This window comes from Hydrogenophaga sp. (assembly GCF_030373245.1).
Taxonomy (GTDB): Bacteria; Pseudomonadota; Gammaproteobacteria; order Burkholderiales; family Burkholderiaceae_C; genus Hydrogenophaga.
This window is the reverse complement of record NZ_JAUCZF010000001.1, coordinates 360,582-384,978: the sequence shown is the minus strand read 5'-3', so window position 1 is coordinate 384,978 and position 24,397 is coordinate 360,582. Positions and strand designations below refer to the sequence as shown.

General features: G+C 66.8%; 24 protein-coding genes and 1 pseudogene. 12 read left to right on the top strand and 13 right to left on the bottom strand.

Annotated features, from left to right (window positions below):
• Positions 1 to 294: 294 nt before the first annotated feature.
• The 4 genes and pseudogenes from QUV25_RS01925 to QUV25_RS01910 form a co-directional block, all read right to left on the bottom strand.
• Positions 295 to 447 (bottom strand): annotated as a pseudogene (locus QUV25_RS01925) (succinyl-CoA--3-ketoacid-CoA transferase); the annotation flags it as partial.
• Between the two features lie 484 nt (positions 448 to 931).
• Positions 932 to 1,405: an EVE domain-containing protein gene (locus tag QUV25_RS01920; protein WP_300860911.1), complete on the bottom strand. Its 474-nt coding sequence runs from the start codon at positions 1,403 to 1,405 to the stop codon at positions 932 to 934.
• Positions 1,406 to 1,463: 58 nt separating this feature from the next.
• On the bottom strand, positions 1,464 to 2,270 hold the full coding sequence (locus QUV25_RS01915) for an OmpA family protein (protein WP_300860910.1): 807 nt from the start codon (positions 2,268 to 2,270) through the stop codon (positions 1,464 to 1,466).
• Position 2,271: 1 nt separating this feature from the next.
• A complete protein-coding gene (locus QUV25_RS01910; RefSeq protein ID WP_300860908.1) occupies positions 2,272 to 3,087 on the bottom strand; it encodes a MotA/TolQ/ExbB proton channel family protein in 816 nt (271 codons plus the stop codon).
• A 262-nt stretch (positions 3,088 to 3,349) separates the two neighbouring features.
• Between QUV25_RS01910 and QUV25_RS01905 the strand changes: the two genes are divergently transcribed.
• Complete coding sequence (locus QUV25_RS01905; RefSeq protein WP_300860906.1) at positions 3,350 to 4,555, top strand: multidrug effflux MFS transporter; 1,206 nt, start codon at positions 3,350 to 3,352, stop codon at positions 4,553 to 4,555.
• A 7-nt stretch (positions 4,556 to 4,562) separates the two neighbouring features.
• On the opposite strand, the gene QUV25_RS01900 is transcribed toward QUV25_RS01905, so the two are convergent.
• From QUV25_RS01900 to QUV25_RS01870, 7 genes are all read right to left on the bottom strand, one after another.
• Positions 4,563 to 5,756 (bottom strand): cytochrome c peroxidase, encoded by a 1,194-nt coding sequence (locus tag QUV25_RS01900; protein WP_300860904.1) that lies wholly within the window; start codon positions 5,754 to 5,756, stop codon positions 4,563 to 4,565.
• A 17-nt stretch (positions 5,757 to 5,773) separates the two neighbouring features.
• Entirely contained in the window at positions 5,774 to 6,184 is a 411-nt protein-coding gene (locus tag QUV25_RS01895) for a hypothetical protein (RefSeq protein ID WP_300860902.1), read from the bottom strand.
• Positions 6,184 to 7,047 carry an amidohydrolase family protein gene (locus QUV25_RS01890; protein ID WP_300860900.1) on the bottom strand — a complete coding sequence of 288 codons (864 nt, stop codon included), beginning with the start codon at positions 7,045 to 7,047 and terminating at the stop codon, positions 6,184 to 6,186. The genes QUV25_RS01895 and QUV25_RS01890 overlap by 1 nt, the downstream gene beginning before the upstream one ends.
• A gap of 68 nt (positions 7,048 to 7,115) precedes the next feature.
• Positions 7,116 to 8,222, bottom strand: coding sequence for a 3-deoxy-7-phosphoheptulonate synthase (locus tag QUV25_RS01885; protein ID WP_366945621.1), 1,107 nt, complete (start codon positions 8,220 to 8,222; stop codon positions 7,116 to 7,118).
• Between the two features lie 62 nt (positions 8,223 to 8,284).
• Entirely contained in the window at positions 8,285 to 8,782 is a 498-nt protein-coding gene (locus tag QUV25_RS01880) for a cupin domain-containing protein (RefSeq protein ID WP_300860898.1), read from the bottom strand.
• Between the two features lie 11 nt (positions 8,783 to 8,793).
• Positions 8,794 to 9,984, bottom strand: a complete 1,191-nt coding sequence (locus tag QUV25_RS01875) for a serine hydrolase (protein ID WP_300860896.1) — start codon at positions 9,982 to 9,984, stop codon at positions 8,794 to 8,796.
• An 18-nt stretch (positions 9,985 to 10,002) separates the two neighbouring features.
• Positions 10,003 to 11,025, bottom strand: coding sequence for a methionine synthase (locus QUV25_RS01870; RefSeq protein ID WP_300860894.1), 1,023 nt, complete (start codon positions 11,023 to 11,025; stop codon positions 10,003 to 10,005).
• 130 nt (positions 11,026 to 11,155) lie between these two features.
• On the opposite strand from QUV25_RS01870, the gene QUV25_RS01865 reads away from it, so the two are divergent.
• Entirely contained in the window at positions 11,156 to 11,593 is a 438-nt protein-coding gene (locus tag QUV25_RS01865) for a PACE efflux transporter (RefSeq protein ID WP_300860892.1), read from the top strand.
• Between the two features lie 21 nt (positions 11,594 to 11,614).
• On the opposite strand, the gene QUV25_RS01860 is transcribed toward QUV25_RS01865, so the two are convergent.
• The gene (locus QUV25_RS01860) at positions 11,615 to 13,567 is read right to left on the bottom strand and encodes a hypothetical protein (RefSeq protein WP_300860890.1); all 1,953 of its coding nucleotides are present in this window, start codon (positions 13,565 to 13,567) and stop codon (positions 11,615 to 11,617) included.
• Between the two features lie 297 nt (positions 13,568 to 13,864).
• On the opposite strand from QUV25_RS01860, the gene QUV25_RS01855 reads away from it, so the two are divergent.
• The 7 genes from QUV25_RS01855 (at position 13,865) to QUV25_RS01825 (ending at position 21,119) form a co-directional block, all read left to right on the top strand.
• On the top strand, positions 13,865 to 14,779 hold the full coding sequence (locus QUV25_RS01855; RefSeq protein ID WP_300860888.1) for a hypothetical protein: 915 nt from the start codon (positions 13,865 to 13,867) through the stop codon (positions 14,777 to 14,779).
• 39 nt (positions 14,780 to 14,818) lie between these two features.
• Positions 14,819 to 16,291: an aldehyde dehydrogenase (NADP(+)) gene (locus tag QUV25_RS01850; protein WP_300860886.1), complete on the top strand. Its 1,473-nt coding sequence runs from the start codon at positions 14,819 to 14,821 to the stop codon at positions 16,289 to 16,291.
• 22 nt (positions 16,292 to 16,313) lie between these two features.
• Positions 16,314 to 16,910 (top strand): NnrU family protein, encoded by a 597-nt coding sequence (locus QUV25_RS01845; RefSeq protein ID WP_300860884.1) that lies wholly within the window; start codon positions 16,314 to 16,316, stop codon positions 16,908 to 16,910.
• 58 nt (positions 16,911 to 16,968) lie between these two features.
• Positions 16,969 to 18,090: a PQQ-dependent sugar dehydrogenase gene (locus QUV25_RS01840; protein ID WP_300860882.1), complete on the top strand. Its 1,122-nt coding sequence runs from the start codon at positions 16,969 to 16,971 to the stop codon at positions 18,088 to 18,090.
• A 130-nt stretch (positions 18,091 to 18,220) separates the two neighbouring features.
• Entirely contained in the window at positions 18,221 to 19,606 is a 1,386-nt protein-coding gene (locus QUV25_RS01835; RefSeq protein ID WP_300860880.1) for an ATP-grasp domain-containing protein, read from the top strand.
• Between the two features lie 3 nt (positions 19,607 to 19,609).
• Positions 19,610 to 20,215 (top strand): YHS domain-containing (seleno)protein, encoded by a 606-nt coding sequence (locus tag QUV25_RS01830; protein ID WP_300860878.1) that lies wholly within the window; start codon positions 19,610 to 19,612, stop codon positions 20,213 to 20,215.
• A gap of 7 nt (positions 20,216 to 20,222) precedes the next feature.
• Positions 20,223 to 21,119: a patatin-like phospholipase family protein gene (locus QUV25_RS01825; protein ID WP_300860876.1), complete on the top strand. Its 897-nt coding sequence runs from the start codon at positions 20,223 to 20,225 to the stop codon at positions 21,117 to 21,119.
• 186 nt (positions 21,120 to 21,305) lie between these two features.
• Here QUV25_RS01825 and QUV25_RS01820 read toward each other — a convergent pair whose 3' ends face one another.
• The gene (locus tag QUV25_RS01820; protein WP_300860874.1) at positions 21,306 to 21,776 is read right to left on the bottom strand and encodes a hypothetical protein; all 471 of its coding nucleotides are present in this window, start codon (positions 21,774 to 21,776) and stop codon (positions 21,306 to 21,308) included.
• Positions 21,777 to 22,036: 260 nt separating this feature from the next.
• Here QUV25_RS01820 and QUV25_RS01815 point away from each other — a divergent pair, with 260 nt between their 5' ends.
• The 3 genes from QUV25_RS01815 to QUV25_RS01805 all read left to right on the top strand — a co-directional run bounded on the left by QUV25_RS01815 (position 22,037) and on the right by QUV25_RS01805 (position 24,022).
• Positions 22,037 to 22,855 (top strand): hypothetical protein, encoded by an 819-nt coding sequence (locus tag QUV25_RS01815; RefSeq protein WP_300860872.1) that lies wholly within the window; start codon positions 22,037 to 22,039, stop codon positions 22,853 to 22,855.
• A gap of 46 nt (positions 22,856 to 22,901) precedes the next feature.
• A complete protein-coding gene (locus QUV25_RS01810) occupies positions 22,902 to 23,426 on the top strand; it encodes a hypothetical protein (RefSeq protein WP_300860870.1) in 525 nt (174 codons plus the stop codon).
• A 437-nt stretch (positions 23,427 to 23,863) separates the two neighbouring features.
• Positions 23,864 to 24,022, top strand: a complete 159-nt coding sequence (locus QUV25_RS01805) for a hypothetical protein (protein ID WP_300860868.1) — start codon at positions 23,864 to 23,866, stop codon at positions 24,020 to 24,022.
• Positions 24,023 to 24,397 lie beyond the last annotated feature (375 nt).

The following is a 24,397-nucleotide window of genomic DNA, read 5'->3' as shown; positions in this document are numbered from 1 at the left end:
ACTGGCTCTGGCGCCCGGGGCAGCGGGTAGCCCCGCCCTTCGTCACCCCCAGGCAATGCAGGGAATCCGCTCTCGCCCTGGCCGCAACGCCCTCGTTGAGGGCCTTGAGCCGCCCACTGGGCCCAACAGCCACGGCGGCAGCGGCAATGTCGCTGTTATTCCAGGCATGGGACGGGCCCGGCGGTGAAGCACCAAGAAGAGTGGGACCTGCAGGGTTTCATCAATTCCCCTCACCCGCTCCAGACGAAAAAGACTGCCCCTGAGGGCCGTTTTTTTGTTGGGCGGTCCAGTGCGTCAGATTGGCGGCACGCCAGTCTTGGACTGCACGAATTTGCGCGTGACCTTGGGCGCCAGTTCCACCAGCTTCAGGCCTTCGGTGGTGACGTCCATCACCGCCAGATCGATCACGATGCGGTTGACCACGCCCTTGCCCGTCATTGGCCCGGTCACAAACTGGTCAATCAGCTCGTTCGAGTTCTTCGGCAGCGCCGCACTTCTGGCGGCGCTGGCCGCGTTCTTCAACTTCGTCTTGCTTGGCACAATTGGTCCTGTCGGTCATGTTTATGCCTCAAACACAAAATTCAGGACAGGCTCGGGCGCTGGGTCTCAGAAGACTTGCCCTAAATCGCCCTTCACGATGCCCAGTCAGCTCTGGACGCCAATAGGTCTTCTTGAGTTTGCCTCTTCGCTTTGCTGGGGAGTAGCCGTGTCGACGTTCAACAAGGATTCCGATCTTCTTCGTGGCTGCACACTGCAATCGGAAGGACGGCTTTGCGGCACTTGGCCAGATGCCCGCTCAGGGTCGCCAAGAGCCGTTCAAAGTCCAGGCAGACCCTCCTGATTGAGTGCCCTCCGCGCCTGGGCATTCGCCACCGCCGTTCGGCTGCATGCCCTAGCTGCCCTGCGATCCTGCTGGAGCGTCGAACCCGCTTCAGCCGCTCAGCAGCCGCTGGGTGATGTGATCCCAGTGCGCCTCGCTCACCGGCGTGATCGAGAGCCGGTTGCCGCGCTTGAGCAGCAGCATCTCGGTCAGCTCGGGCGTGGCGCGCAGCTCGGGCAGGCCGAGCAGGCGGGTTTTGCGCAAGGCCTTCACATCGAGCAGCAGCCAGCGTGGCTGGTCGGGTGGGGACTTGGGGTCGAAGTAGGGTGAGGCCGGGTCGAACTGGGTCGGGTCGGGGCGCGTGGCCGAGGCCACTTCGGCGATGCCAGCGATGCCCGGCTCTGGGCAGCTGGAGTGGTAGAACAACACGCCGTCGCCCACCTGCATCGCATCGCGCATGAAGTTGCGGGCCTGGTAGTTGCGCACGCCGGTCCAGGGCACGGTGGCGCCCGGCGCGGCCAGCGCGTCGTCGATCGAACACTCGTCGGGCTCGGATTTCATCAACCAGTACTTCGCGCGGCTCATGGCGGCAGTTTATCGGGCCAGCGGTGGCGCGCGGCCGCGTGATGCGGGCTTGTGAACCTCAGCGCTGCGCTGGTGCCACCTGCGATTTTTCCATCACCAGATCGACCCGGCGGTTGGCCTGGCGGTCCACCGGGTTGTCTTTGCCGCCAAGGGGCCGGGTGTCGGCAAAGCCAGTGGCCTGGATGCGCTGGGGCGCCACGCCGTGTTCGGCCAGGTAGCGGGCCACGGCGGCGGCGCGGCTGGTGGAGAGTTCCCAGTTGGACGGGAAGCGCGCGTTCTGGATCGGCGTGTTGTCGGTGTGGCCCTCGATCACCAAGCGCAGCGTGGGGTCGGCATTGAGCACCGGAATCAGCTCGTCGAGCACCGGGTAACCAGCCTGCGTGAGCTCGGCCCCACCCGGGCCAAACAGAAACTCGCTGCTGAGCCGAAAGCGCACGGCGTTCGCGTCTTCGGTCACCTGCACTTCCTTACCCAGACTGTGTTGTGGCAGGCCTTGCGCTGGGCTCTCCTGCCGCGGTGCGGCGTCGGACTTGAGCACGGGCAAGGGGATCATGCCGGGCACATCGGGGGCGGCGCTGGCCGCAGCGGTTGTCGGCGCTGCCATAGCGACCGGTGCCGTGGTCGCTGGCGTTGGCTGCTGGTCGGGTGGGCCTGCGAGCGACAGCATGACCACCATCATCACCAGCATCAGCGTGATCACGTCCAGGTAGGTCAGCAACCAGCCCTCTTCTTCGGCTGGGGCGGGCGTGTCCAGGTGCCAGCGGCGAAAGCGCCGGCCTGCAGCCTTGGCGCGGGGCTGCGCGAGCGCGGGGGCCATGGGTGCGGCGGGCGTTGGGGTGCCGTCGGCACTCAGCGTGGCCGACATGTCAGGCTGCCTTGCGGATCTTGGCGCCGGGTTTGCCGTGGATGCCGCCGTCGAACATCTCGTCGTCGAACTGGGCGACAAAGGCTTTCAGGGTCTCGCGCATCATCGACGGGCTGCGCCCGGCACACATCATGGAAATGCCTTCGAGCACCATGTTCATGGTGACCAGTCGCTCCTCGGTGCGCCGCTCCAGCTTGACGGCGACCGGCTTGAACACCAGGTTGGCCAGCAGCACGCCGTAGAAGGTGGTCATCAGCGCCACCGCCAGCTGGCGCCCGATGGCGCCCAGATCGCCCGCGCCCACCAGGTCCATCAGGTTGATGAGACCGAGCAATGTGCCCACCATGCCGAAAGCCGGCGCGTAGCTGGCCATGGTGCGGAAGATCGCCGCTTCGGCCATTTCGCGCGAGCGCAGATGGGCGATGCGCCACTGCAGCAGGTCGACGATTTCATCTTCGGGTGTGCGGTCGATGATGAGCTGCACACCAGTGCGAAGAAACGGGTTGCTCACCGACGGCAGCGCGCGCTCCACCGCCCTGAGGTCGCCCGCGATCCACAGGCGCGACATGCGCACCAGCTCCTCGATCTCGCGCACGCTGTCCAGCCGCTCCTGGCGCATGACCTGCACCACCAGGGGCAACACCCGCTTGATTTCGCGCAGCGGGTAGCTCAGGAAAGTGGCTGCCAGGGTGCCGCCGAACACGATGGCCAGGCTTGGCAGGTCGACGAACTTGCCCGGGTCGTCGGCCGCAAACAGCAGGATCACGCCCATGAACAGCGCGCTGGCGATCATGCCGATGAGGGTGGACGGGTTCAATCGAAGGCCTTGCGGGGAAGTGAGAGGTCTGACGGCCTCCCATTGTTGGGTGCCGAGCGCGCCAGCAAAGACGACAAAAGCATCCTGCTTGCCCACCATTTCTGGCCTGATGCTGCTGGCCTGCGGATCCGTTTGCCATCGGATCGCCCTGGGCAGGTCAGGCGGCACCCCGGCCACAAGCCACACTCCGGCCTGCGATTGCGGTTAGCCTCGACGGTGGAGTCCTCAGCGCGCACACCAGCCGCACGACCACCGCTTCCTGATGCCACCACCCCAGTCCCCTCCAGCCGCCAGCGGCCGGCTGATCGCCAACCTGCTCGCGCAGCTGGCCTTCGGCCTGCTGACCATGACCATCTGCCTGCCGTCCATGCAGGAGTGGGGAGCCCTGTTCGACAGCAGCCAGGCGGCGGTGCAGCTGACCTTCAGCGGCTACGTGGTGGCGATGGGCCTGCTGCAACTGGTGTACGGCCCGGTGTCGGACCGGATGGGGCGCAAGCGGGTGCTGCTGTTTGGCCTTGGGTTGACGTTCATCGCCTCGGTCATGGCCGCCCTGGCGACGGACCTCAACACGCTGATCGCCGCGCGGATCTTGCAGGGCGCTGGCGGAGCCGCCGGCATGGTGGTGGGCCGTGCGCTGGTGCAGGACCTGTTTGAAGGGCCGCAGCGCACCCGGGTGATGGCCTACGTGGGCATGGCCATGGGCCTGTGCCCGCCGCTGGCCACGGTGGTCGGCGGTCAGCTGCATGTGCAGCTGGGCTGGCAGGCCAACTTCGTGTTGATCGCCATCCTGGCGGTGGCGCTGTTCGTGGCCGCCTGGCGCGGCCTGCCCGATCACCAGAAGTCCACCACGGTGCAGCCGCACTGGCTGCGCGCCATGCTGTCGGCCTATGCGCGGCTGGCGCGCGAGCCGGTCTTCATCTGCTATGTGGTCATCCTGTCGGCGACCACCGCCACCTTCTACGCCTTTCTGGCAGGGGCGCCCGTGGTGCTGGGCAGCTATGGCGTGGGGCCGGGTGGCGTGGGCTTCTACATCATGGTCGGTCCGCTGTCCTACATCGTCGGCAACTTCATCACCACCCACCTGGTGCACCGGCTGCATGAGCGCACCATCATGCGGTTGGGCCAGTCGCTCACCGTGGGCGGAATCGCTCTCATGGTGGTGCTGGCCTTGGCCGGCCTGAACAACCCGCTGGCATTTGCCCTGCCCTTGATTTTTATGGGGCTGGGCAATGGTTTGCTGGTGCCGCCAGCGCTGGCCGGCACGGTCGGCCTGCTGCCAGCCCTGGCTGGAGCCGCCGCCGCAGTGGCCGGGCTGATGCAGCAGCTCATGGGCGCGGTGGGTGGGTTTGCGGTGGGCCTGTTCAGCCACGAGGATGCGGTCAACCTCGGGGTGTTGATGCTGGTGCTGGCCTTGTGCGGTGTCGTTGCCCAGGTGTGGCTGCACCGCTTGCGTGGCCGCCGGACCTGAACAGACCTTACTCGCTCAGGCTGCGCAAGAAAGCGGCGAGGTCGGCGGCCTGCTCGTCGCTGAGGTTCAAGCGGCGCAAGATGCGCTCGCCATCGGCGTGCAGTCGGTCTTCGTTGAGCTGCGAGTAGTGCTGCACCACGGCTTCGATGCTGGGCAGGCTGCCGTTGTGCATGAAAGGCGCGGTGTGCGCCAGCTGGCGCAGGCTGGGCACGCGGAATTCGCCGAAGTGGCGCGGCTCCAGGATCACGTGGCGCGTGCCCACCGCGCCCGCGTCGGTGGCGCCGGCGTCGTTGAACGTACCCAGGCGGTTGTAGGGGCTGGCCAGCAGCTGCTGCAACCCGCGATAACGGCCCGGGTCCACACCGCCTGGCACAAAAAATGGCACGCCGATGTCGCCAAATTCGCCATTGCTGAACAGCGGCCCGGCGTGGCAGACGGTGCACCGGCCTTCACCAAGAAAAATGCGCAGGCCGCGCTGCGCGGCCATTGGGTAACGCGCAGCGCGGGCGGAGTTGCCGCTGGCCAGGGCATCGCGAAAAGCGTCGAAGGCCGAGCGCGGTGAGGCCAGTGTGGCCTGGTAAGCCGCCAGCGCCTTGGCCAGGTTGACCACCAGCGTGGTGTTGTCGGCCGGCGGTGACTGACCAAAGGCTTCGCGGTAGCCCGCTGCGAGTTCGGGCGTGCGGCGCACCCGCTCGGCCAGGCCAGGCACGGTCTGCTGCATTTCGCCATCGGACAGCAGCGGCGTGAGACTGGCCGACCACAGCGAGTCGTGTGCACCGTCCCAGCCCAGCCAGCGCCACTGCGCCACGTCGAGCAGGCCGGGCGTGTTGCGCTGGCCTGCGGTGCGGCCGACGGCGGTGGCCAAGCCGTCCTGAAACGCGCGATTGGGCTGGTGGCAGCTGGCGCATGAGAGCTGCTGGTTGGCCGACAGGCGCGTGTCGAAAAACAGCGAAGCGCCCCAGGCCTGAGCGGCGGCCTGCCCCATGGCGCGGTTGGAGGCATCGGTCCGAGGCTGGGGCGGCCACGGACCGTGGGCCACGATTTGTGCGCGCTCGGTGGCGCTGAAATCCAGCAGCGCGGGTGGCTCCGCAGTCGTGCCTGCGGCCATCGAGGGCAGGGCCAGCAGGCTGAGCGCTGCGGCGCCGATCGACAGTGCCCAGCGGGCGCGAGCCGCTCGGACCACTTGCGCAAGTCGGTTCATCCGGCCGGGTCGCTGGTTCACTTCAAGTTCACGGATTGCGTCAGGGTGTGGGTGGTGTCGATGAGCCGGGTGTCCAGCTTCAGTTCCCAGCGCCCGGCCATGTGCCAGACCAGCCCCTGCACACGCCACTCGCCTGGCCCCAGCGCCTCGATGCTGGGCCGGTAGTTCATGCCGTGGCGGTGCTCGGGCATGGTGGCGTCCACCCGCAGCAGCTGTGCGTTCGCCGGGCACAGAGACACGCGCATCACAAATGGCTCACCGACCTGCATCGGCTGGGGCTCGGTGGTCCAGCGCGCCTGCACCGGCCCGGTGGTGGCGTGGGCCGGTGCATCGGCCGGGAAAGGGCAGGCGGCGTGCGCCGCAAGAGCCGCCACGCTGATCAGACCCGCGACGGCCAGTGCCCTGAGGGAGGCGCGCGTCTGCGTCATCACTTCAGCGGCAGCGAGGCAAAAAGGGCTTCGCCGTTGCGGTAGCCGATGCGCTCGGCCACCTCGCGCGGCAGGTCGGCCAGCCAGGCGCGCGTCCAGTTGGCGTGTTCGCCCACGTAGTACCAGCGCTCGGGCGTGAAGGTGTCGGTGCCGACCACGAAGCGGTCGGGGAACGCGAGAAAGGTTTCGCGCCAGTCGCTGCTCACCTTGCCCATGGTGGCGTGGTCGCTGCGATAGGCCAGGTCGCACCACAGGTTCTTGTGCTTGCCCAGCATCGCGCGCACTTTCTCTGGCGCGTCAAAGCCCGAATGGGCCCAGAGAATGCGTGCGTCCGGGTCCTGGGCAAACTGGCGATCGATCGCTTCGGCATCGGAGTGCGAGTGCAGAAACAGCTTGTGTTGTCTGGCGAGCTGCACCACGCGGCGTATCACCGGAAGGTCGGCGTCCTGGCCGAAGATGTGGTACTCGCCAATGGCCACGTACCGGTACTTTTGGAGGCGCTCTTCCAGCATGCCGACCACGCTGGCGTCACGCATCCAGGTACCGAGCTCGCCGCGCACGCGGTAGGGCCGCAACGAAGGCAGGATCAGATCGGGCGCCTCGCGGTACAGCATCTGTGTGCCGTCGTCGCTGCTGCTGGAGACCATGGCGCGCTTGAGGCCGGCCTTGCGCAGCAAGGCGATTGCGTCTTTGGGGGGGAGGCGTTCCCAGGCGTCGTGGCTGTAGTGCAGGTGCGCATCGAAGATCGGCATGGGCGGGTCTGCGGCTTGCGCGGCGCCCGCGCCCAGCAGGCCGGCTGCGGTGCCCAGTACCCAGTGGCGGCGGTTCAATGGCGGAGCGGCGGTGTGGGTCTGGGTGCGCATGAAGACTCCTGGTGAGCAGATTGACGGGGTGAGCAGGGGGTTGATGCCGATCGCATCGCTAGGTTCAATCAACCCGCTGTGGCGCTGCGCCGTGTGCGAACGGCCTCTGCCAGGTCGCGCAGCACCCCGACGGTCGTGGTCCAGTCGATGCAGGCATCGGTCACGCTCTGACCGTAGGTCAGGCCGGTGCGGCCTTGAACAATGTCTTGCCGGCCTGCGACCAGGTGGCTTTCCAGCATCACGCCGCAGATGTCCCGGTTGCCACCGGCCACCTGCCGTGCCACATCGGCAGCCACGATGGGCTGGCGTGCCGGGTCTTTGCTGCTGTTGCCGTGGCTGCAGTCGATCACCAGCCGGGTCGAGAGCTCGGCCGCTGTCAGTGCCTGGCTGGCCTGAGCCACCTGGTCCGCGCCGTGGTTGGGGCCGTTGACATCGCCGCGCAAGACCAGGTGACCGTCGGGGTTGCCGGTGGTGGTGATGACGGTGGCGCGGCCTTCGAGCGACACGGTGGGAAAGCGATGCGGCTGGGCGGCCACGTGGATGGCGTCGATGGCCGTGGTCAGGCTGCCGTGGGTCGGGTTCTTGAAGCCCACCGGCGCGGAGAGGGCCGAGGCCATCTGGCGGTGCAGCGGGCTCTCCACCGTGCGTGCGCCGATGGCGCCCCAGGTGAGCAGCTCGGCGTAGTACTGCGGCGTGACCAGATCCAGAATCTCCGAGGCGGCTGGCACACCTCGGCGCGTGCACTCGATGAGCAGGCGCCTTGCCTGGCGCAGGCCTTCGCCAATGTCACCCTGGCCGTCGAGGCTGGGGTCGTAGATCAGGCCCTTCCACCCCATGCGGGTGCGTGGTTTCTCGAAATACACGCGCATCACCAGCAGCAGGTCGTGCTCGAAATCGGGCGTGACTTGCCGCAGGCGGTCGGCGTATTCGATGGCTGAGGCCGGTTCGTGCACCGAACAAGGACCCACGATCACCAGCAAACGATCGTCTTCGCCACGCAAAACGGCGCGGGTGGCCGCGCGCGAAGCCGCGATCAGCGCCGCATCCTGTTCGGTGGCGGGGAGCTCGCTGAGCAGCTGTCGCGGCTCGGGCAGTGCTTCGGACTGCGCGATGTGAAGGTCGTGAATCTGAGGTGGCATGAGTGGGTGATGGGTGGTGCTCGTGCTCGGGTTCATGCGCATCATGGGCCGCGGCATCCGGGCGGTGTCGCTGCGTGGGTGCAGCGGCGGGCGCGCCGTTACAAACCGCCAGTGGGGTGGGTGGGGTCGACCCAGAGCACCTGCTCGGGTTTTTCCACCGGATCGATGTCCAGGTTCACCGCCACCGCCTGGCCGTCGCTGCGGCACAGCACACATTCCAGCACCTCGGTGGCGCTGGCGTTGATTTCCTGGTGCGGCACAAACGGCGGCACGTAGATGAAGTCGCCCGGGCCAGCCTCGGCGGTGAACTCCAGGTGTTCGCCCCAGCGCATGCGGGCCCGCCCCTTTACCACGTAGATCACGCTTTCCAGCGGCCCATGGTGGTGGGCGCCGGTCTTGGCATCGGGGTGGATGGTCACGGTGCCGGCCCAGAGTTTCTGGGCACCGACACGGGCGAAATTGATCGCGGCCTTGCGGTCCATGCCCGGTGTGCTGGGCACGTTGCCATCGAGCTGGTTGCCTGGAACGACGCGCACGCCGTCGTGTTTCCACGCGGCCTCGTGGGCCGGGTGGTCATGTTCGTGGTCGTGTGACATGGTGGCCTCGATCAGTTGGCGAGCGTGGCGTAGGCCAGGCAACGGAACAGGTTGCGCACATGGTCGCGCTGGTTCGGTGCCTGGGTCATGAGAATGCCGAAGAAGTTTTCGGCAGGGTCGACAAAAAAGGTGGTGCCGGCGATGCCGCCCCAGTGGTAGGTGCCGACCGAACCGGGCATGGGCGACACCCCGGCCTGGGTGCGCACCGCAAAGCCCAGGCCAAAGCCGTGCCCGGGTGGCAGCAGGTTGTCGTGGCTGGGGATGGATCCCAGATGGTCGGCGGTCATGAAGTCCACCGTGTGCGAACCGAGCAGGCGCACGCCATCGAGCTGGCCGCGGTTGAGCAGGCACTGCAGAAAGCGCGCGTAGTCGCGGGTGGTCGACATCAGCCCTCCGCCGCCAGCTTCCAGCGCCGGCACCTCGCGCGGGTTCAGCACCCGCATCGGGATGCCGCCATCGGGATCGTGCGGGAACGGCTCAGCGATGCGGGCGTGGTCGGCCTCGGGCACGCTGAACGCGGTGTCGCGCATGCCCAGCGGACCGAAGATGGTGTGTTGCAGCAGCTCACCCAGGGTCTGGCCGGTGATCACTTCGAGCAAGTGGCCGAGCACGTCGGTGGCACGGCTGTAGGCCCACTGGCTACCGGGCTGGTGAAACAGCGGCAGGCTGGCCAGCGTTTCGCAGAACGCGGCATTGCTGCGTTCGCGAGAGCCGATCTGTGCCTGCGCGTAGAGGCGCTGCACGTGGGCACTGCCGAGGAACTCGTAGGTGAGGCCCGCAGTGTGGCGCAACAGGTCTTGCACGGTGGCGGGCTGGTGTACGGGCTCCAGTGTCACCTGCCCGTCGCGCTCTACCGCCACGCGCTGGTTCGCAAACTCGGGCAGAAACCGGGCCACCGGATCGGTGAGCAGCAGGCGACCCTGTTCCACCAGCATCATGACCGCAACCGAGACCACTGGCTTGGTCATGGAGTAGATGCGGAAGATCGCGTCGGTGGTCATGGCGCTGCCGGTGCCGGGATCGCGCTGACCCATGGCCTGGTGCAGCGCCACCTGCCCGTGGCGAGCGAGCAGCACCACGGCCCCCGGGATGTAGCCGCGGTCGACCTCGGCTTGCAGCACGTCAACCAGGCGTTGCGTGCGATCAGCGCACAGGCCGAGATCGGCCGGCTCTGCAGGGGAGAGGTGTTGGCGTGCACTCATGTGGTCGCCCTCCCCGGCTCAGCCGCCGTAGCGCTGGCGTGCCAGCGCAGCGCCTTTGCCCAGCGCCTCGAGTTTGGCCATGGCCACTTCGCGGCTCATCGGCGCCAGGCCGCAGTTGGTGCAGGCGATCAGGCGCTCGCGCGGCACGTACTTGAGCGCCAGGCCGATCGTGTCAGCCACCTGCTCGGGGGTTTCGATCTCCGGGTTGGCGACGTCGATCACGCCCACCATCACGTCCTTGCCTTCGAGCAGCGCCATCAGCTCGGGCGGCACATGCGAGTGGAAACATTCCAGGCTGACTTGCTGGATGCTGCTCTTGGCCAGCGCCGGAAAGACCTGTTCGTATTGCCGCCACTGGTCGCCCAGGGTTTCCTTCCACTTTACGTTGGCCTCGATGCCGTAGCCGTAACAGATGTGCACCGCGGTCGTGCAGGTGAGGCCCTGCGCGGCGCGCTCCAGTGCCTTGACGCCCCAGTCGGCCGCCTCACTCATGTAGACGTTGAACGCGGGCTCGTCGAACTGGATGATGTCCACGCCATCGGCCTGCAGCGCCAGCGCTTCCTGGTTCAGCAGCTCGGCAAAGGCCATGGCCATCTTGACCTTGTCGCCGTAGTAGCGGTCAGCCACGGTGTCCACGATGGTCATGGGGCCGGGCAGCGTGAACTTGAGCTTGCGCTTGGTGTGTGCGCGCGCCAGCTGCGCTTCGAACGCATGCACCCGGCCCTTGAGCTTGAGCGGAGCGACCACCTGGGGAACCATGGCGTCGTAGCGGTTGTTGCGGATCCCCATCGTGACCTTGTTGACGAAGTCGATGCCCTCGACCTGTTCAACAAAGCCGTGCACGAAGTGCTGGCGCGCCTGTTCGCCGTCGCCGATCACATCCAGGCCGGCATCCTCCTGGGCCTTGATCCAGAGCAGCGTGGCGTCGGCCTTGGCCTGCTGCAGCTCAAGGCCTTGCGCTTTCCACTGTGGCCAGAGTTTTTCGGTCTCGGCCAGCCACGATGGCTTGGGCAGGCTGCCTGCGATGGCGGTGCTGAACATGGTGAGGTCTCCTCTTGTTTGGGTAAACGAGGATGTTACCCAGCCTGGCATGGCCGAGTGTGACGCGAGGGTGTCCCCGCCCCTCACCCGTGCGCCGCTGGCTCGTTACCATCGAGGGGTGCCACTCACCTTGAACCTTTCCCCCAGAGCCCGCCGCGTGGTGCAGGCGGTCTTGTACGAAGCCTTCGCGCTGGCCTTCGTGGCGCCTATGCTGTCGTGGCTTTTCGCTCGTTCCCCCTGGTCCACCGCCGCGCTCACGCTGCTGATGTCGACCATTGCCCTGGGGTGGAACTACGTGTTCAACGCAGCCTTTGAGCGCTGGGAGGCGACTCAGGCCCTATCGGGGCGTTCGTGGAAGCGGCGCGCCGCCCATGGCCTGGGGTTCGAAGGCGGTCTGGCGCTCATTCTGGTGCCGGTGATGGCGCTCTGGCTGGACATCACGCTGTGGCAGGCGCTGGTGGCCGACCTGGGCATCCTGCTCTTTTTCCTCGTCTACACGGTCGTGTTCACCTGGTGCTTTGACCGCGTGTTCGGCTTGCCCCAGTCGACCCTGCGGCCCGCTGGTTGAAGCCGGCCGCAGGTTGGTGCATCACCGATAGCGCTGGTACCAGTCGGCTGCCGACAGCGCATGACCCGTGCGGTCCACCACCGAGACGGTGGCATGCCCGTCCTGCCCCGATACGCGCACGCGGTCGCCATCAAAACTGGTGAAGCTCATGGACATGCGCTCTCCGTACAGACTGGCCTGCTCTTCCAGGATGGATACGGTGATGCGTTCGCCCATGCGCAGCGACGCGAAGTAGTCGGTGTAGTAGTGCACGCCCGCCACGTTGCGCGCGATCGCGATGTTGGCGGCCAGCTTGTCGAGTTCGCCCTGCACCGTGAGTTTGGGCGATCCCGCGGCCTTTTTCAGCGTGGCCTTGTTGCCGACGTAGACCTTGCCGAATCCATAGGCACCGCTGCCGCCAGGGCCCTGGCCAGCGGCCAGCGGCCACTCCAGTTCGGTTTCCCCGTCGGCCTGGTACATCTCGAAAAACGCCTTCAGCGCCGTGACGCAGGCGCCTGCCACCGTGGCGTGGCCAGCGCCGTAGGCCGGGTGTGTGGGCGAGCCCTCGGGGAAGGCCATCGGCAGCAGGTAGTTCTTGCCGGCAGCGATGGTCGGCAGACCGGCGGTGTTGCCGTTGGGCGCCACGATGCCGGCCGACGCGGTCGGCGAGCCCGAGGTGTCCGCCGTGTTCTTGGCGGCGATGGCTGCCAGGATGGACGCCGGGATCTTGGCCTGCAGCTCGGCCAGCGCGGTCTGCAGGGCGGGGTCGGGAATGGCGGCCGGATCGTTGGCGTGCAGCGTGAGCAGGCCTGCCACCACCTCGGGCCGCAGGCGGCGGTGGTGCAGCCATTTCTGGCGCCACACCGCCTTGAGCGCGCGGGTGGAGACCTCGGTGACCAGGGCCAGGATGTGCGGGCCGCCGTAGCTGGCAAAGGCAGAGCGGGTGCGACTGTTCGACTCCGGCATGCCACGGTCCTTGCCAAAGGGCGCGCCGCCGGCCAGCATGAGCAGGCTGGCGACCTGGTAGGCCTGGTACAGCGCATCGAAGTGCACGTAGGTGGCGATATCCCGCGGCGTGGTCATGAACTGGCGCTTGCTTTCGAACTGGTCCAGCCCGCCGAAGTCGGCGCCGTTTTGTGCGTCGAGCCAGGCGGCCCAGGTCTGCATCCAGTCGTTGCCGGCCACGGCCACGGCGCTGCGTTGGTCGACCATCTGCGTGCCGTAGTAGACGTAGCCGTCGTCCACCTCGGGCAGGGCACGCACCGGCAGCGGCGCCGAGGTGTCGGCGCCGCCGGGCCCGCGGTTGCCCACCAGCAGGAACTGCGACAGCCACGGGCCGTTGCGCGAGCCCGGTGTGGAGCCGCGGAACAGGTCGGCTGGTCCGGTGAGCGGGCGGTGGCGGTCGCCAATGCCGGTGTAGCCCGCGGCACTGGCGAACCACGGCATGCCGGCCAGTGCAGTGGCGAGCGTGCCGGCGCTGCCAGCGCCGCTGGCGATGTCTTCAAACCTGGCATCGCGCAGCAAGGCCATGGCGTAGACCTCGGCCATTTCGGCGGCCAGTTCGTCACTGCCCAGCGTCGGCGCGGCGGTGATGGCCTGGGCGGCGGCGTCCAGGCCCTGCAGGTCGTACACGTGACCGGTGAACGGGCTGGTCATCTTGCGCTGACCGCTGCCACCGCCACTGGTGCGGCGCGGATGGCTGACGCTGGGGAAGTTGGCACCCACCGGCAGACCTTCGAAACGGGCGTGGTCCTGCTGCAGCAGGGCATCGGTGTACTCGCGGTAGGAGGCCGGGTCGACAAAACCAGTGGGCCCGTGCGGCAGGCCCTTGTGGTAGCAGCTGGCGAAGGTTTCGCCGTAGGCCAGCTCCTCCCCGTTGGTGCTGGTGCGGGCCTGACCGCGCTGCGGGACGCTGTGCGCGGCGTTGCGGATCGCCTGTGCCTGGGTGGCGCGTTCGTCGCGATCGGGTTGCGGATGGCCGATGACGTTGCTCATGGTGGACCTCTTGAATGAAAGTTGGTAACGGGTGGGTGCATGGTTCGGGTGGTGCCAGTCGGGCTTGCCGATAGGAATCACGCACCATGCGAGGCGCAGCGTAGGCCGCTGCTCAAGGCCACGCATCCATCGCGTAAGGGAGCAGCACACCCAGGCGAGGGAAAACAGGACTTCAACCTCCCCCGGGCGGGGGATGCCAGAGCGCCCGCGCACGGATGTGCTTCGGGCTTTGGGTTGTTGTTGGCCGAAGCGGCAGCTATTCTGGACAGCCAGACCGCCCCGAGCCGAGGAGACCGCATGCGCCCCGATGTGTTTCAAGCCCACGAAATCTTCAGCGCCTACCCGCCGCCATTCAGCAACTACGGCCGGCGTTTGCTGGCCGAGGGCGATTCGTGGTTCACCATCGGTACGCTGAACCTGCCGCGTTCGTCCAACATCCTGCTCAACCTGGAGTTCCAGCGCTCCACCGCCGTGGTGAACTGTGCTTACCCGGGTCACACGCTGCAGCACATGGTGGACAACCTTCACGATCCGTATTTCGATCGTTTCCTGCGCCAGCCCAACTTCGCCAGCTACTGGGAGGCGCTGCTGATCTCGGGCGGTGGCAACGACCTGATCGACGCTGCCCAGAGCCCTGCCCAGGACGGTCAGGGCCAGCTGGTGCCGGTCGAGGGTCGCCTGCTCCTGACACCTGCCGAGGTGGCAGCCAATGGCGTAGTCGCAGGCGCAGCCCGCTATGTGAGCGAGGCGGGCTGGGACCGGCTGGCCACCTATCTGCGCGCCAACTACGCCGAACTCGTCCTGCGCCGCGACCAGGGTCCGAGCCGTGGCCGGCCGCTATTCCTGCACACCTACGCGGTACCGGTGGTGCGGCCTTCGGGTACGGTGGGCGCTCCGCGCGGCTGGCTGTACCCGGCCATGGTGGCCTATGCGATCCCCGAGGCCGACTGGCAGTCGCTGGCTCAGCTGCTGTTCACCCGGCTGCGCCAGTTGTTGCTCGCCCTCGATCAGGGCAGCGGTCAGCCGGGTGCGCTGGCCCAGGTGCATGTGTTCGATTCGGCCGGACTGCAGACCCTGGTGCCTGCCAGTCCAGGCACCTCCGGGCGCTCGGGGGACTGGATCAACGAGATCCACCTCACCCCCACGGGCTACCGCAAGCTCGGGCGCGTCATGGGCGCCTTCATCGACACGGTGCTTTCGGGGTACCCTTGACGATGGTCGCCGCTTGGAGCGGCCGCGCTGTCCAAGTTCATGAGCACCCTGCAAACTGTCAATGCCCGCACCGGTGAGCCTCGCGGCAAGCCGATACCCGCCTCCACCCACGAAGAGATCGACGCTGCGGTGACGCACGCCGCGGCTGCCGCTGAGAGCTGGGCCAGCAGCGCCCCGATCAAGCGTGCGCAGCTGTTGCGAGGCCTGGCCGGCGCGCTGGAAATCGACGCCGAGACCCTGGTGGCCTGGGCCGAACTCGAGACCGCGCTGGGCCCGGTGCGCCTGGCCGGCGAGCTGGAGCGCTGTGCGTTCCAGTTGCGCCGCTTTGCCGAGCTGGCTGAAGCCGGAGTGCCCACTGCCGCTCTGGTGGAGCCTGCAGCACCTGGCGCCCCGCCGCGCGGCCATCCGGGTCTGATGCGCCAGCGCCAGCCGCTGGGGCCGGTGGCGGTGTTCGCTGCCAGCGCGTTCCCGTTTGGCTCGTCGGTGCTCGGTGGCGACACCGCGTCGGCACTGGCGGCAGGCTGTCCGGTGATCGTCAAGGCGCACCCCGCTCACCCCGGCTTGTCGCAGCGCCTGCACGCGGTGGCGCGGCAGGTGCTTGCGCTCAACGGTCTGCCCGAAGGCCTGCTGGGCATGGTGCAAGGGGCCGAACCCGAGATCGGCGCGACCCTGGTGCGTCACCCGCAGCTGGCAGCGGTGACCTTCACCGGTACGCAGCGCTCAGGCCTGGCCTTGCAGGCACTGGTGCAGGCGCGTGAAAGGCCCATTCCCTTTTTTGGACAGCTCAGCTCCACCAACCCGGTGGTGGCCCTGCCCGAGGTGCTGGCGTTGCGGGGTGCGGAGCTGGCGACCGCTCTGGCCACCACCATCGCCCAGGGTGGCGGGCAGTTCTGCACCAGCCCAGGCGTGGTGGTGCTGCTCAAGGACACCGCATCAGATGAATTCGTGGCCCAGCTGACCCGCCTGCTTGGCCAGCACAAGCCCCAGCCCATGCTGAGTTCCAGCACCCGCTCGGCATTTGATGCCGGCGTGCGCGCCTGGCTCGACCAGGGCGCACACCCGCTGCTCGCACCACCTGGTACACCGCTGGCGCCTTCAGCCCAGCTGTTTCAGGTGAGTGCGGCGCGCTTTCTGGAGCGCCCGGCTTTGCGCGGCGAGGTGTTTGGCCCGGCCTGTCTGCTGGTGCGTGCCGAGAGCCGCGCCGACGTGATCGCGGTGTTGCGCGCAGTGGGCGCCAGCCTCACCGTGACCCTGTGGGGAGCGGACGCCGACACGCCGGACAACCATGCGCTGGTGCGCACCGCCACCGCCATCGCCGGCCGGGTGCTGTTCTCCGGCGTGCCCACCGGCGTGACCATCTCGCCGGCGCAGCACCATGGCGGCCCCTGGCCGGTGACCACCGAGCCGCAACACACCTCGCTGGGTGACGCTGCGCTTGACCGCTTTTTGCGACCTGTCTGCCTTCAAGATCCGCCCCTCTGGCTTCAGGCGCGGCGTGGTCTGCCTTGTTGAATCACGCAGTAGGAGTTGTCACATGGTTTGGCTGATCCTGGGTCTGGTTCTGTTTCTTGGCGTGCACTCGGTGGCCATCGTAGCGCCGCTGGTGCGCGATCGCTGGGCGCAGCGCCTGGGCGAAGGGGCCTGGAAAGGGCTTTACACGCTGGTGTCGCTGGTGGGCCTGGGCTTGATCGTCTGGGGTTACGGGCCGGCGCGTGAGGCGCCGGTGCTGCTGTACAGCCTGCCCGCCGGGTTCCGGCACCTGGCGGCGCTGCTGATGCTGCCGGTGTTCGTGCTGTTGTTTGCGGCCTACCTGCCCGGGCGCATCCAGGCCGCGGCGAAACACCCCATGCTGCTCGCGGTGAAGCTCTGGGCCCTGGCGCACCTGCTGGCCCAATCCGTCACCGGCGGCACCCTGGCCGACGTGTTGCTGTTTGGCGGGTTTCTGGTCTGGGCCATTGCCGACCGCATCTCGGTCAAGCGCCGCGCCGCCGCTGGCCTCTTGCGCAGCCTGCCGCTGGGACCACCGCGCGCACGGAACGACGCGATCGCGCTCGCCGGTGGACTGGCGGTGTACCTGCTGTTCGCCTTCTGGCTGCATGCGGTCCTGTTCGGCGTGCGGCCGTTTGGCTGATCCGGGAACCTGCGGCGGTGCGCAGACATCCCACAGGCCCATTCACCGGAGTCCACCCATGAAATCTGCCCTGTTCACCACCGCACTTGTGCTGGCCACCAGCGCATGGCCGGCCCTGTCGGCTGCGCAGTCGTCTGCGATACGCACTGAGGTCGTGGCGAAGGGGCTGGAGAACCCGTGGGCCATGGCCTTCATCGGCGAGGGAAGGGTGCTGGTGACCGAGCGCCCGGGCACGATGCGGGTGGTTGGTGCCGATGGTCGGGTCAGCGAGCCGCTGGCTGGCGTGCCGCCGGTGGTCGCGCAAGGCCAGGGCGGCCTGCTCGATCTCATCACCGACCGCGACTTCGCCCGCAACCGAACCGTCTATTTCTGCTACGCCGAGCCCGCCGCCAGCGGCTCGGCCAACTCCACCGCCATGGCCTCGGCCGTGCTCTCGGCCGACGCGCGTTCGCTGGAGCAGGTGCGCGTGATCTTCAGCCAGAAACCAAAGTACAGCAGCCGGCTGCACTTTGGCTGCCGCATCGCGCAGGCTGCCGATGGCAGCCTGTTTCTCGCCCTGGGCGACCGCTTCCAGCGCATGGCCGATGCGCAGACGCTGGACAACCACCACGGCAAGGTGGTGCGCGTGAAGCCCGACGGCAGCCCGCACACCGACAACCCCTTCGTGAACCGCGCCGGCGCGCTGCCGGAAATCTGGAGCATCGGTCACCGCAACCCGCAGGGTGCCACCCTCGGTCCCGATGGTCAGCTTTGGGAGCTGGAGCACGGCCCACAGGGCGGCGATGAAATCAACCGCATCGAGCCCGGCAAAAACTACGGCTGGCCAGTGATCACTTACGGCGAGAGCTACGGCGGCGGCGCGATTGGCGAGGGCATCACGACCAAGCCCGGGCTGGAACAGCCACTGCACCAATGGACGCCTTCGATCGCGCCTTCCGGCATGGCGTTTGTGAGCAGCGAGCGTTATGGCAAGGACTGGGTCGGCAATCTGCTCGTGGGTTCGCTCAAGTTCCGCTACCTCGCCCGGCTCACGCTGGATGGCACGCGGGTGGTGAAAGAAGAGCGCCTGCTGCCCGACCTGAACCAGCGCGTGCGCGATGTGCGCCAGGGCCCGGACGGCTTCATCTATTTGCTGACCGACGCGCGCAACGGAGAGTTGCTGCGCCTGCTGCCGCGCTGAGCGCTTGTAAGAATCCGGTGGCTTGAGCGACTGATGCGGGCTGGCAGAGGATTTCGGGGTTCGACCCGGTGCATCCAGGTACCGGCTCCGATTGGTTTACCCTCTGGCCGAATCCGCTCGCCCACTGCCCATGCCCCTCCAGCCCCGCACCCTGATCCTCTTTGACTACGACTGGGATGCCCTCGGGCACGCGCATGCGGCGCAGGCGCAAGGGCTGGCGCTGGACCGCTCCGGCTTTGACCTTTTCACCTTCCCCAGCAACGCGCGTCTGGCCTGGTTCGACATGGGGCGTTACGTGGAAACGCTGGTGCAGCGCGCGAGGCTGCGCGGCTGGCAGGCAGTGGCCTCGCACCACGAACAGTTTGGCGCCCTGGCCGCGGCCCTTCTGGCCGAGCGCATGGGCTGGCCCGGCACACCGGTCAACGCCATCCTGGCCTGCCAGCACAAGCTCTACGCGCGCCAGGTGCTGCAGCGCGTGGCGCCCGAGGCCAACGTGCCGTTTGAGCTGCTCGACGCCGAATACGGCGCACCCATTCCGTCGGGGCTGGACTACCCGCGCTTCGTCAAGCCGGTGAAGGCCGCGTTTTCGGTGCTGGCGCGCCGGGTGGACAACCACGCCGAGCTGCACCGCCACACCCGCTTTGGCGCCTGGGAGCTGTGGGTGATCCGCCGCCTGGTGGAGCCCTTCGAGCGCATGGTGCGCGAGCGCCTGGGTGCCGACGTGCCCAGCGCCCACCGCATGCTGCTGGAGGCGCCGGTACAGGCCGAGCAGTTCAACCTCGACGGCTATGTGTTCAACGGTGAGACGAAGGCCATTGGCGTGGTCGACGCCATCATGTACCCCGGCACCCAGGCCTTCATGCGCCACCAGCTGCCCACGCGCCTGGCACCAGCGGTACAGGCGCGCGCGCTCGACGTGGCGAGGCGTTTCCTGGCAGCGGTGGGCTTCACCCACGGCCTGTTCAACATGGAGTTCTTCTTTGATGCGGCCACCGACCGGCTCACCGTGATCGAGTTCAACCCGCGCATGGCCTCGCAGTATTCCGACCTCTACCAGCGCGTGCTCGGCGTTGATCTGCACGCCATGGGCCTGGCGCTGGCGCACGGACGCGACCCGGCAGCGTTGCCGCGCGCCGTGCCCACCGCAGGCGCTGCTGCCAGCTTCGTCTACCGCGCCTTCGATCCTGCTCAGCGCGTGCACCTGCCCGATGCCGGGCAGACCCGTGCCTTTGCCCGCGCCTATCCCGATGCGCTGCTGTTTCCCTACCCCAAGTCGGCCGGCTCGATCGCTCGAGACTACAAGTGGCTGGGCAGCTATCGCTACGGCATCACCCACCTGGGCGGGCGCGACGAAGCCGACCTGCGCGCACGCTGCGAAGCCGCCAGCGCCTTGCTCGGCTGGGTCGCGCCCTATGCCGAATTTCCCCCGTCCTCCATCGATCCCATCCCGGCAACTGCGCCTTCCGCTCCCGCGGTGACCGTGTTGCAACCGTCCATCCACACCGCATCTTCTTGAGCCATGAACCCGACTGCTTTACGTGTCGTCCCAGGCTTCACTGCCCTGCTCCTGCTGAGCGCGTTGGCCGGCTGCGGTGCGATGTCGGCCCAAAATCCGTCGGGTGCGCTCAAACCCGTCAACGCGGTCGAGCTGCCCCCCAGCGAGCGCGTCATGCTCAAGGGCGCCGACGTGGTGGCCTATTTCACCGAAGGCGCGCATCGGCAGGGCAGCGCCGAGCACCAGAGCACCTACGAGGGTGTGAACTTCTGGTTCGCCAGCGCCGCGCACAAGGCCTTTTTCGACCAGTCGCCGCCGCGCTACCTGCCGCAGTACGGCGGCTACTGCGCCAACGGCATCGCCTACGGCATTCCGTGGGGCGGCGATGCCGATACCTGGAAAATCACCGATGGCAAGCTCTACATCTTCGGCGGCCAGGCCAGCAAAGACGGCTGGGAGCTCGATGAAAAAGTCAACCTTGCGCTGGCCGAAAAATACTGGGCGGAAGAAGTGAAAGGCAGCAACAGCTTTTTCCAGCGCGCCAAGCGCATGGTGCTCCGCGTGCCGCACTACAAGAGTGGCGAAGAACTGGCGCGCGAAATGGCCTCTGCGAAAGCCGCGCGCCAGTGAACGCGACATGCTGCATACGCCGCTGACGCGACGGTCTCTGCTGCTGGCAGGATCGGCCAGCGCGGCCGTGGTGATTTCTGGCTGCACACTCAATCCCGACCGAGACCACAGTGGGCCCGACGCGCCGCAGGCCTTGCCGCTGGCGAGCCCACCGCGCATCGCCTGGGTTCTCAGCTCAGGCGGACCGCGAGGTTTTGTGCATGTGGGCGTTCTCAAGGCGCTCGATGAACTGAGGTTGGTGCCCGACCTCATCGTGGGCGCTTCGGCTGGTGCGTTGGTTGGCAGCCTGTACGCCGCCGGCCTGAGTGCCCGCCGCATCGAAACCCTGGCGCTCGACTTGCAACCGCTCTCGCTGGCCCGCCTCGCCTGGGGCCAGGACGAGCGCCTGAGCGGCGCCGCCATCGCCGAGCTGGTGCGTGAGCACGCGCCCCAGACCCGGCTGGAGCGCATGCCCCTGCCCATGGCCTGTGTGGCCGCACGCCAGCGCGACAACACCGCCGTGGCCTTCACCGCTGGCGATGTCGGGGTGGCCGTGCAGGCGTCCAGCGCCATCGAAGGCCAGTTTGCGCCGGTGCGCATCCGCGGCGCGCGCTATGTGGATGCCGACTGGACAACGCCCTTGCCGGTGCGCATGGCCCGAGCGCTGGGCGCGCAGCGCGTGCTGGCCATCGACGCCAGCGTGCACCTGGACCGCGCACCGCCGGGCGCCGAGCGCTACCGGCTGAGCGACCTGCGCAAGAAGGCGCTGGTGGACGCCGACGGTACGCTCGCCGACCAACTGCTCAAGCCCGACTTCGGTTACTGGGTCAGCCTCTCGCGCGAGTTCCGCGAGCGGGCGATCGAGGCAGGGTACCGGGAGACGCTGGCGGCAGCGGCTTCCCTGAAATCCCTGCACGCTGGTTGAGGCCGCAGGTGCCGTCAGAGTCAGGCCGCAAGCTTCGCAGAGTCAGGAGGGCGAAGGGTCCCAGCCGTTTCGCTCGCAGAGAGGCGGCGCGGGTTGGAGCCAGAAGGGGTCACTTGCATCCCATGTGACGCCGATACATCTCGGCGTATCCGCGAAGCACGTTGTACCGCTTGATCTGGTCGGGTTTCAGAAACCGCACCGTCTTGAAGTGCTGCGAAAGGTGGATGTAGCGAAGCTCCGTCCTCGCGGACTCGGTTTGCGCCAACAGACGGCGCAATGATGCCTCGTCCACGGCCCCTTCGCAAAAGCGGCTTCCAGGGCTGTTTCCGCCGCGATCAGGCGCTCACCGGTCGATCCGGCTGCCTTGCGCATGTCGACAAACAACGCCTGGGTCTTGTCCACCTGATCCTGCGTCAAAGGGATCTGGTCCTTGAGTTCCAGAAGATGTGCCGGTCCGGGCATGCCATTGAGTTCGGCTGCCAGGGCAAGTCCCCAGACACCCCCTCGCCGAAGTTCCTTGAAGTCTTGGTCAGACAGCGAATTGATGGCTCGACTTTGCATGCCCGCACAGGGTGTCTGTGCTCCGTGGCTGTGTTGGGCCGGGGTTGAAAAGGGCAGACAGATGGCAACAGCTCCCAGCAGCGTGCTTGCTTTCACAGCGTTCTCCAGATGTGGAGCGAGAGCTTGGCGAGGCTCCTGGCGCGATGTTCAGTTGAACATTTGCGGCGCCGAGGGGGTTCGTCCAGCACAGGATTTGCCTGTCTTCGCCAGAGCAGAGGAGCGATCCCCATCGTTCTTCCTTTGGGGCGATCTGAAAAACGCGCAGCCGGGAATAAACCGGACAGCCCACCGTTGTCTCTCCAACACCCGGTGTCCCTGCGACGCCAACAACTTTGCGCTGCGACAAGGAAATTGCGATGAAAACCAAGCGTTGGACCACGACCGCAGTCGCTGGGCTGACCCTGCTCACCCTGAGCGGCTGCGCAAGCATGGGCGAGATGTCCAGTCCACTGCCGGTGGGACAGGTCAAGGATGTGCAGACCGACTATTCGCTGGGCCTGAGTTGCCTGGGGCAGCGCATCGACCGCAGTGCAAGGCCTGCTGTTGAGGTTTACGTCGACAGTATCCGCGATCTGACGGTTCCCGCCGAGTTCAAAGACCGCCGTCTCAGCGGCGGTGGAAAGTGGTGGTTGATCACCGCGCTGCAAAAAATCAATGCGAAAAAGATCCGGGTGGTCACGAGAGATAGCCGCAAAGCCGATTCCGACAACCGGTCGCCTCTGGTGCTTTCGGGTGCCTGGACGCAGGACGATCTGGAACTTGGTCGTCAGGAAGGTGGCATCAAGGCCTGGGTGCCCAAGGCAATGCTCAAACTGGGTGCCCGCCGCTCGTTTGATGTCATCGCGGGTGATTTTGTCTCCAGCCGAAACGGGCAGGTAGTCCATGCAGCGGCCATCAGTGTGGTGGTCTCGTCAGCCCGGGCTGGCATGAACCTTGAAGTGGAAGATGGTGACCGGAAACTCTCGCTGGATTTTTCGCAACAACACAATGAAGGCCCCCAGTTTGCGCAGCGCCGCATCGCGGAGGCTGCAGTCATGGTCCACATGGCCAGGGCCTTCGGAGTCGATTACCGACCCTGCATTGCCCAGGAAGCCCAGGCCACGGGTGGTGTGCAACCTGCTCGACCAGCAGCCACGAAGTTGCCGGTCAGATCGAAGCAGCCGGCTCAGGGCTGAGCGTTCAGCCGCGATGCATCCGTCGGTGATCCGGGTCTGACTCCTGATGCGTACCACCCTTGGTCGATCGTTCAAGCGCCTGTGTGTCCGCCATGCTGGCATTGCGGTGGCCCTGCTTGTTGCGGGCGCGCTGGGCTGGCTGGTGTTGGACGGGCACTGGGACGGAAAACCAAGCTCGGCATGGCTGTGGATTGTTGTGCCCACGGTCGTGGCCGGTCTGGCGGTGGATATGGCCCGCTGGCGCATCAGGGTCTGCCAGAACCGGGAGCGCCAGCGGATTTTTCGGTTTCTGAACGACGAGATGGTCGACGACAAGAGTCGCCTGCTTCAGAGGTTGCTCGATTTGCGCCATCGCGTGCTTGAAGCAGATGGTTTCGAGGGTTTGGTGTTTGATCACCTTGACCGATTGATCGTGGATCAGCACCGCCATCTGTTGGCGTTGCGTGATCGTGCGGTCGACAGCGATCGCATGGCACCTTTGCTGACTGGGGTCTATACGGAGGGCTTCAGGGAAACGACCTGGACGGCCTCGCTTCATGGCGAATTCGAAGCGAGTCGCAGCGCGCGGTGAGCCTGCGTGGGCAGCATTGCCTGCTCTCATGACCAGGGCAGGCAGGCAGGCAGGCCGCGCCGGCCCGGGTACATTCGCCAGCGGCAGCGCCGCTTGCGTGCGGTTCAGCGATTCGAAAGGCTCTGCATTCGGGCTCTGTTCAGGCGAGCGGTCGATCCGCCGCGTCAGCCGCGAAGAGGCTGGACCGCAGGTCAGCATCTGCTGGTCCGGTGCCTGCCGCAGTGGTGGGATGAAGGTGCAGACACAGCGAGCGACGACCGACGCATCAGGCGATGCGAGCAGGATGAATTCATGGACACGATCCGGCGACGGCTCGACCAGATCCCCACCGCCCTGACGGTGTGCAAGAGCCTGCTTGACAGCTGGCGGGCACGCTCAAACACCGAATCGGCTGGACACACTTCCTGAGACCAGGCATCCAGAGCGTGCCTGTCGAGATGAGCCTGAACGTGTTGACGCACAAGCTCAACGGCATGCTCAGCATCCTGGGCTTCGAGCCGATCAAAGAGGCAGTGCGGTCGTTGGGCGCATTGGCGCTCTTTGCGATTTTTGCAGGCCCGAATCACGGCCTCAGGAGAGCCCCAGCATCGCCTTGATGGCGTCAATTCGCAGACACAGCCAAGTCATCAACCTGCACCCGACATGCGCGGGCTCCCCAGTCAGTTGTCACACGGTCTCTCTGCAGTGCTGACGCTCAGTGGCGTCGGCTGAAAGGTGAAAACGGGTTGGACGAACCCATTCGCTGTCGACCACTTCTTTTTGATACCGGGCGCAGCCGGCATCACCTGGGACTGGCCCGGCGTCTGCGGCCGCCAACTTGCCGTCAGCCCGGTATTGGCTCGGCCTGCGGTGCGGCGCTTCCGCCCCCCTTTTTTTCGCGATGCTGAGAAGCCAGGCGCTCCAAGCGCCCTTCAGGATCTCACACGAGGGCCAGGCACCTGGTCTGACCGACGGCGCTTGTCTTGACTGGC

Coding starts and splice junctions, on each gene's coding strand:
- QUV25_RS01855 (WP_300860888.1), top strand. CDS start 13,865: ATGCGCCCCGATGTGTTTCAAGCCCACGAAATCTTCAGCGCCTACCCG.
- QUV25_RS01900 (WP_300860904.1), bottom strand. CDS start 5,756: ATGAACCGACTTGCGCAAGTGGTCCGAGCGGCTCGCGCCCGCTGGGCA.
- QUV25_RS01905 (WP_300860906.1), top strand. CDS start 3,350: ATGCCACCACCCCAGTCCCCTCCAGCCGCCAGCGGCCGGCTGATCGCC.
- QUV25_RS01860 (WP_300860890.1), bottom strand. CDS start 13,567: ATGAGCAACGTCATCGGCCATCCGCAACCCGATCGCGACGAACGCGCC.
- QUV25_RS01815 (WP_300860872.1), top strand. CDS start 22,037: ATGAAAACCAAGCGTTGGACCACGACCGCAGTCGCTGGGCTGACCCTG.
- QUV25_RS01805 (WP_300860868.1), top strand. CDS start 23,864: ATGAGCCTGAACGTGTTGACGCACAAGCTCAACGGCATGCTCAGCATC.
- QUV25_RS01810 (WP_300860870.1), top strand. CDS start 22,902: ATGCGTACCACCCTTGGTCGATCGTTCAAGCGCCTGTGTGTCCGCCAT.
- QUV25_RS01890 (WP_300860900.1), bottom strand. CDS start 7,047: ATGCGCACCCAGACCCACACCGCCGCTCCGCCATTGAACCGCCGCCAC.
- QUV25_RS01920 (WP_300860911.1), bottom strand. CDS start 1,405: ATGAGCCGCGCGAAGTACTGGTTGATGAAATCCGAGCCCGACGAGTGT.
- QUV25_RS01835 (WP_300860880.1), top strand. CDS start 18,221: ATGCCCCTCCAGCCCCGCACCCTGATCCTCTTTGACTACGACTGGGAT.
- QUV25_RS01885 (WP_366945621.1), bottom strand. CDS start 8,222: ATGAACCCGAGCACGAGCACCACCCATCACCCACTCATGCCACCTCAG.
- QUV25_RS01830 (WP_300860878.1), top strand. CDS start 19,610: ATGAACCCGACTGCTTTACGTGTCGTCCCAGGCTTCACTGCCCTGCTC.
- QUV25_RS01840 (WP_300860882.1), top strand. CDS start 16,969: ATGAAATCTGCCCTGTTCACCACCGCACTTGTGCTGGCCACCAGCGCA.
- QUV25_RS01850 (WP_300860886.1), top strand. CDS start 14,819: ATGAGCACCCTGCAAACTGTCAATGCCCGCACCGGTGAGCCTCGCGGC.
- QUV25_RS01845 (WP_300860884.1), top strand. CDS start 16,314: ATGGTTTGGCTGATCCTGGGTCTGGTTCTGTTTCTTGGCGTGCACTCG.
- QUV25_RS01875 (WP_300860896.1), bottom strand. CDS start 9,984: ATGAGTGCACGCCAACACCTCTCCCCTGCAGAGCCGGCCGATCTCGGC.
- QUV25_RS01880 (WP_300860898.1), bottom strand. CDS start 8,782: ATGTCACACGACCACGAACATGACCACCCGGCCCACGAGGCCGCGTGG.
- QUV25_RS01870 (WP_300860894.1), bottom strand. CDS start 11,025: ATGTTCAGCACCGCCATCGCAGGCAGCCTGCCCAAGCCATCGTGGCTG.
- QUV25_RS01915 (WP_300860910.1), bottom strand. CDS start 2,270: ATGTCGGCCACGCTGAGTGCCGACGGCACCCCAACGCCCGCCGCACCC.
- QUV25_RS01895 (WP_300860902.1), bottom strand. CDS start 6,184: ATGACGCAGACGCGCGCCTCCCTCAGGGCACTGGCCGTCGCGGGTCTG.
- QUV25_RS01825 (WP_300860876.1), top strand. CDS start 20,223: ATGCTGCATACGCCGCTGACGCGACGGTCTCTGCTGCTGGCAGGATCG.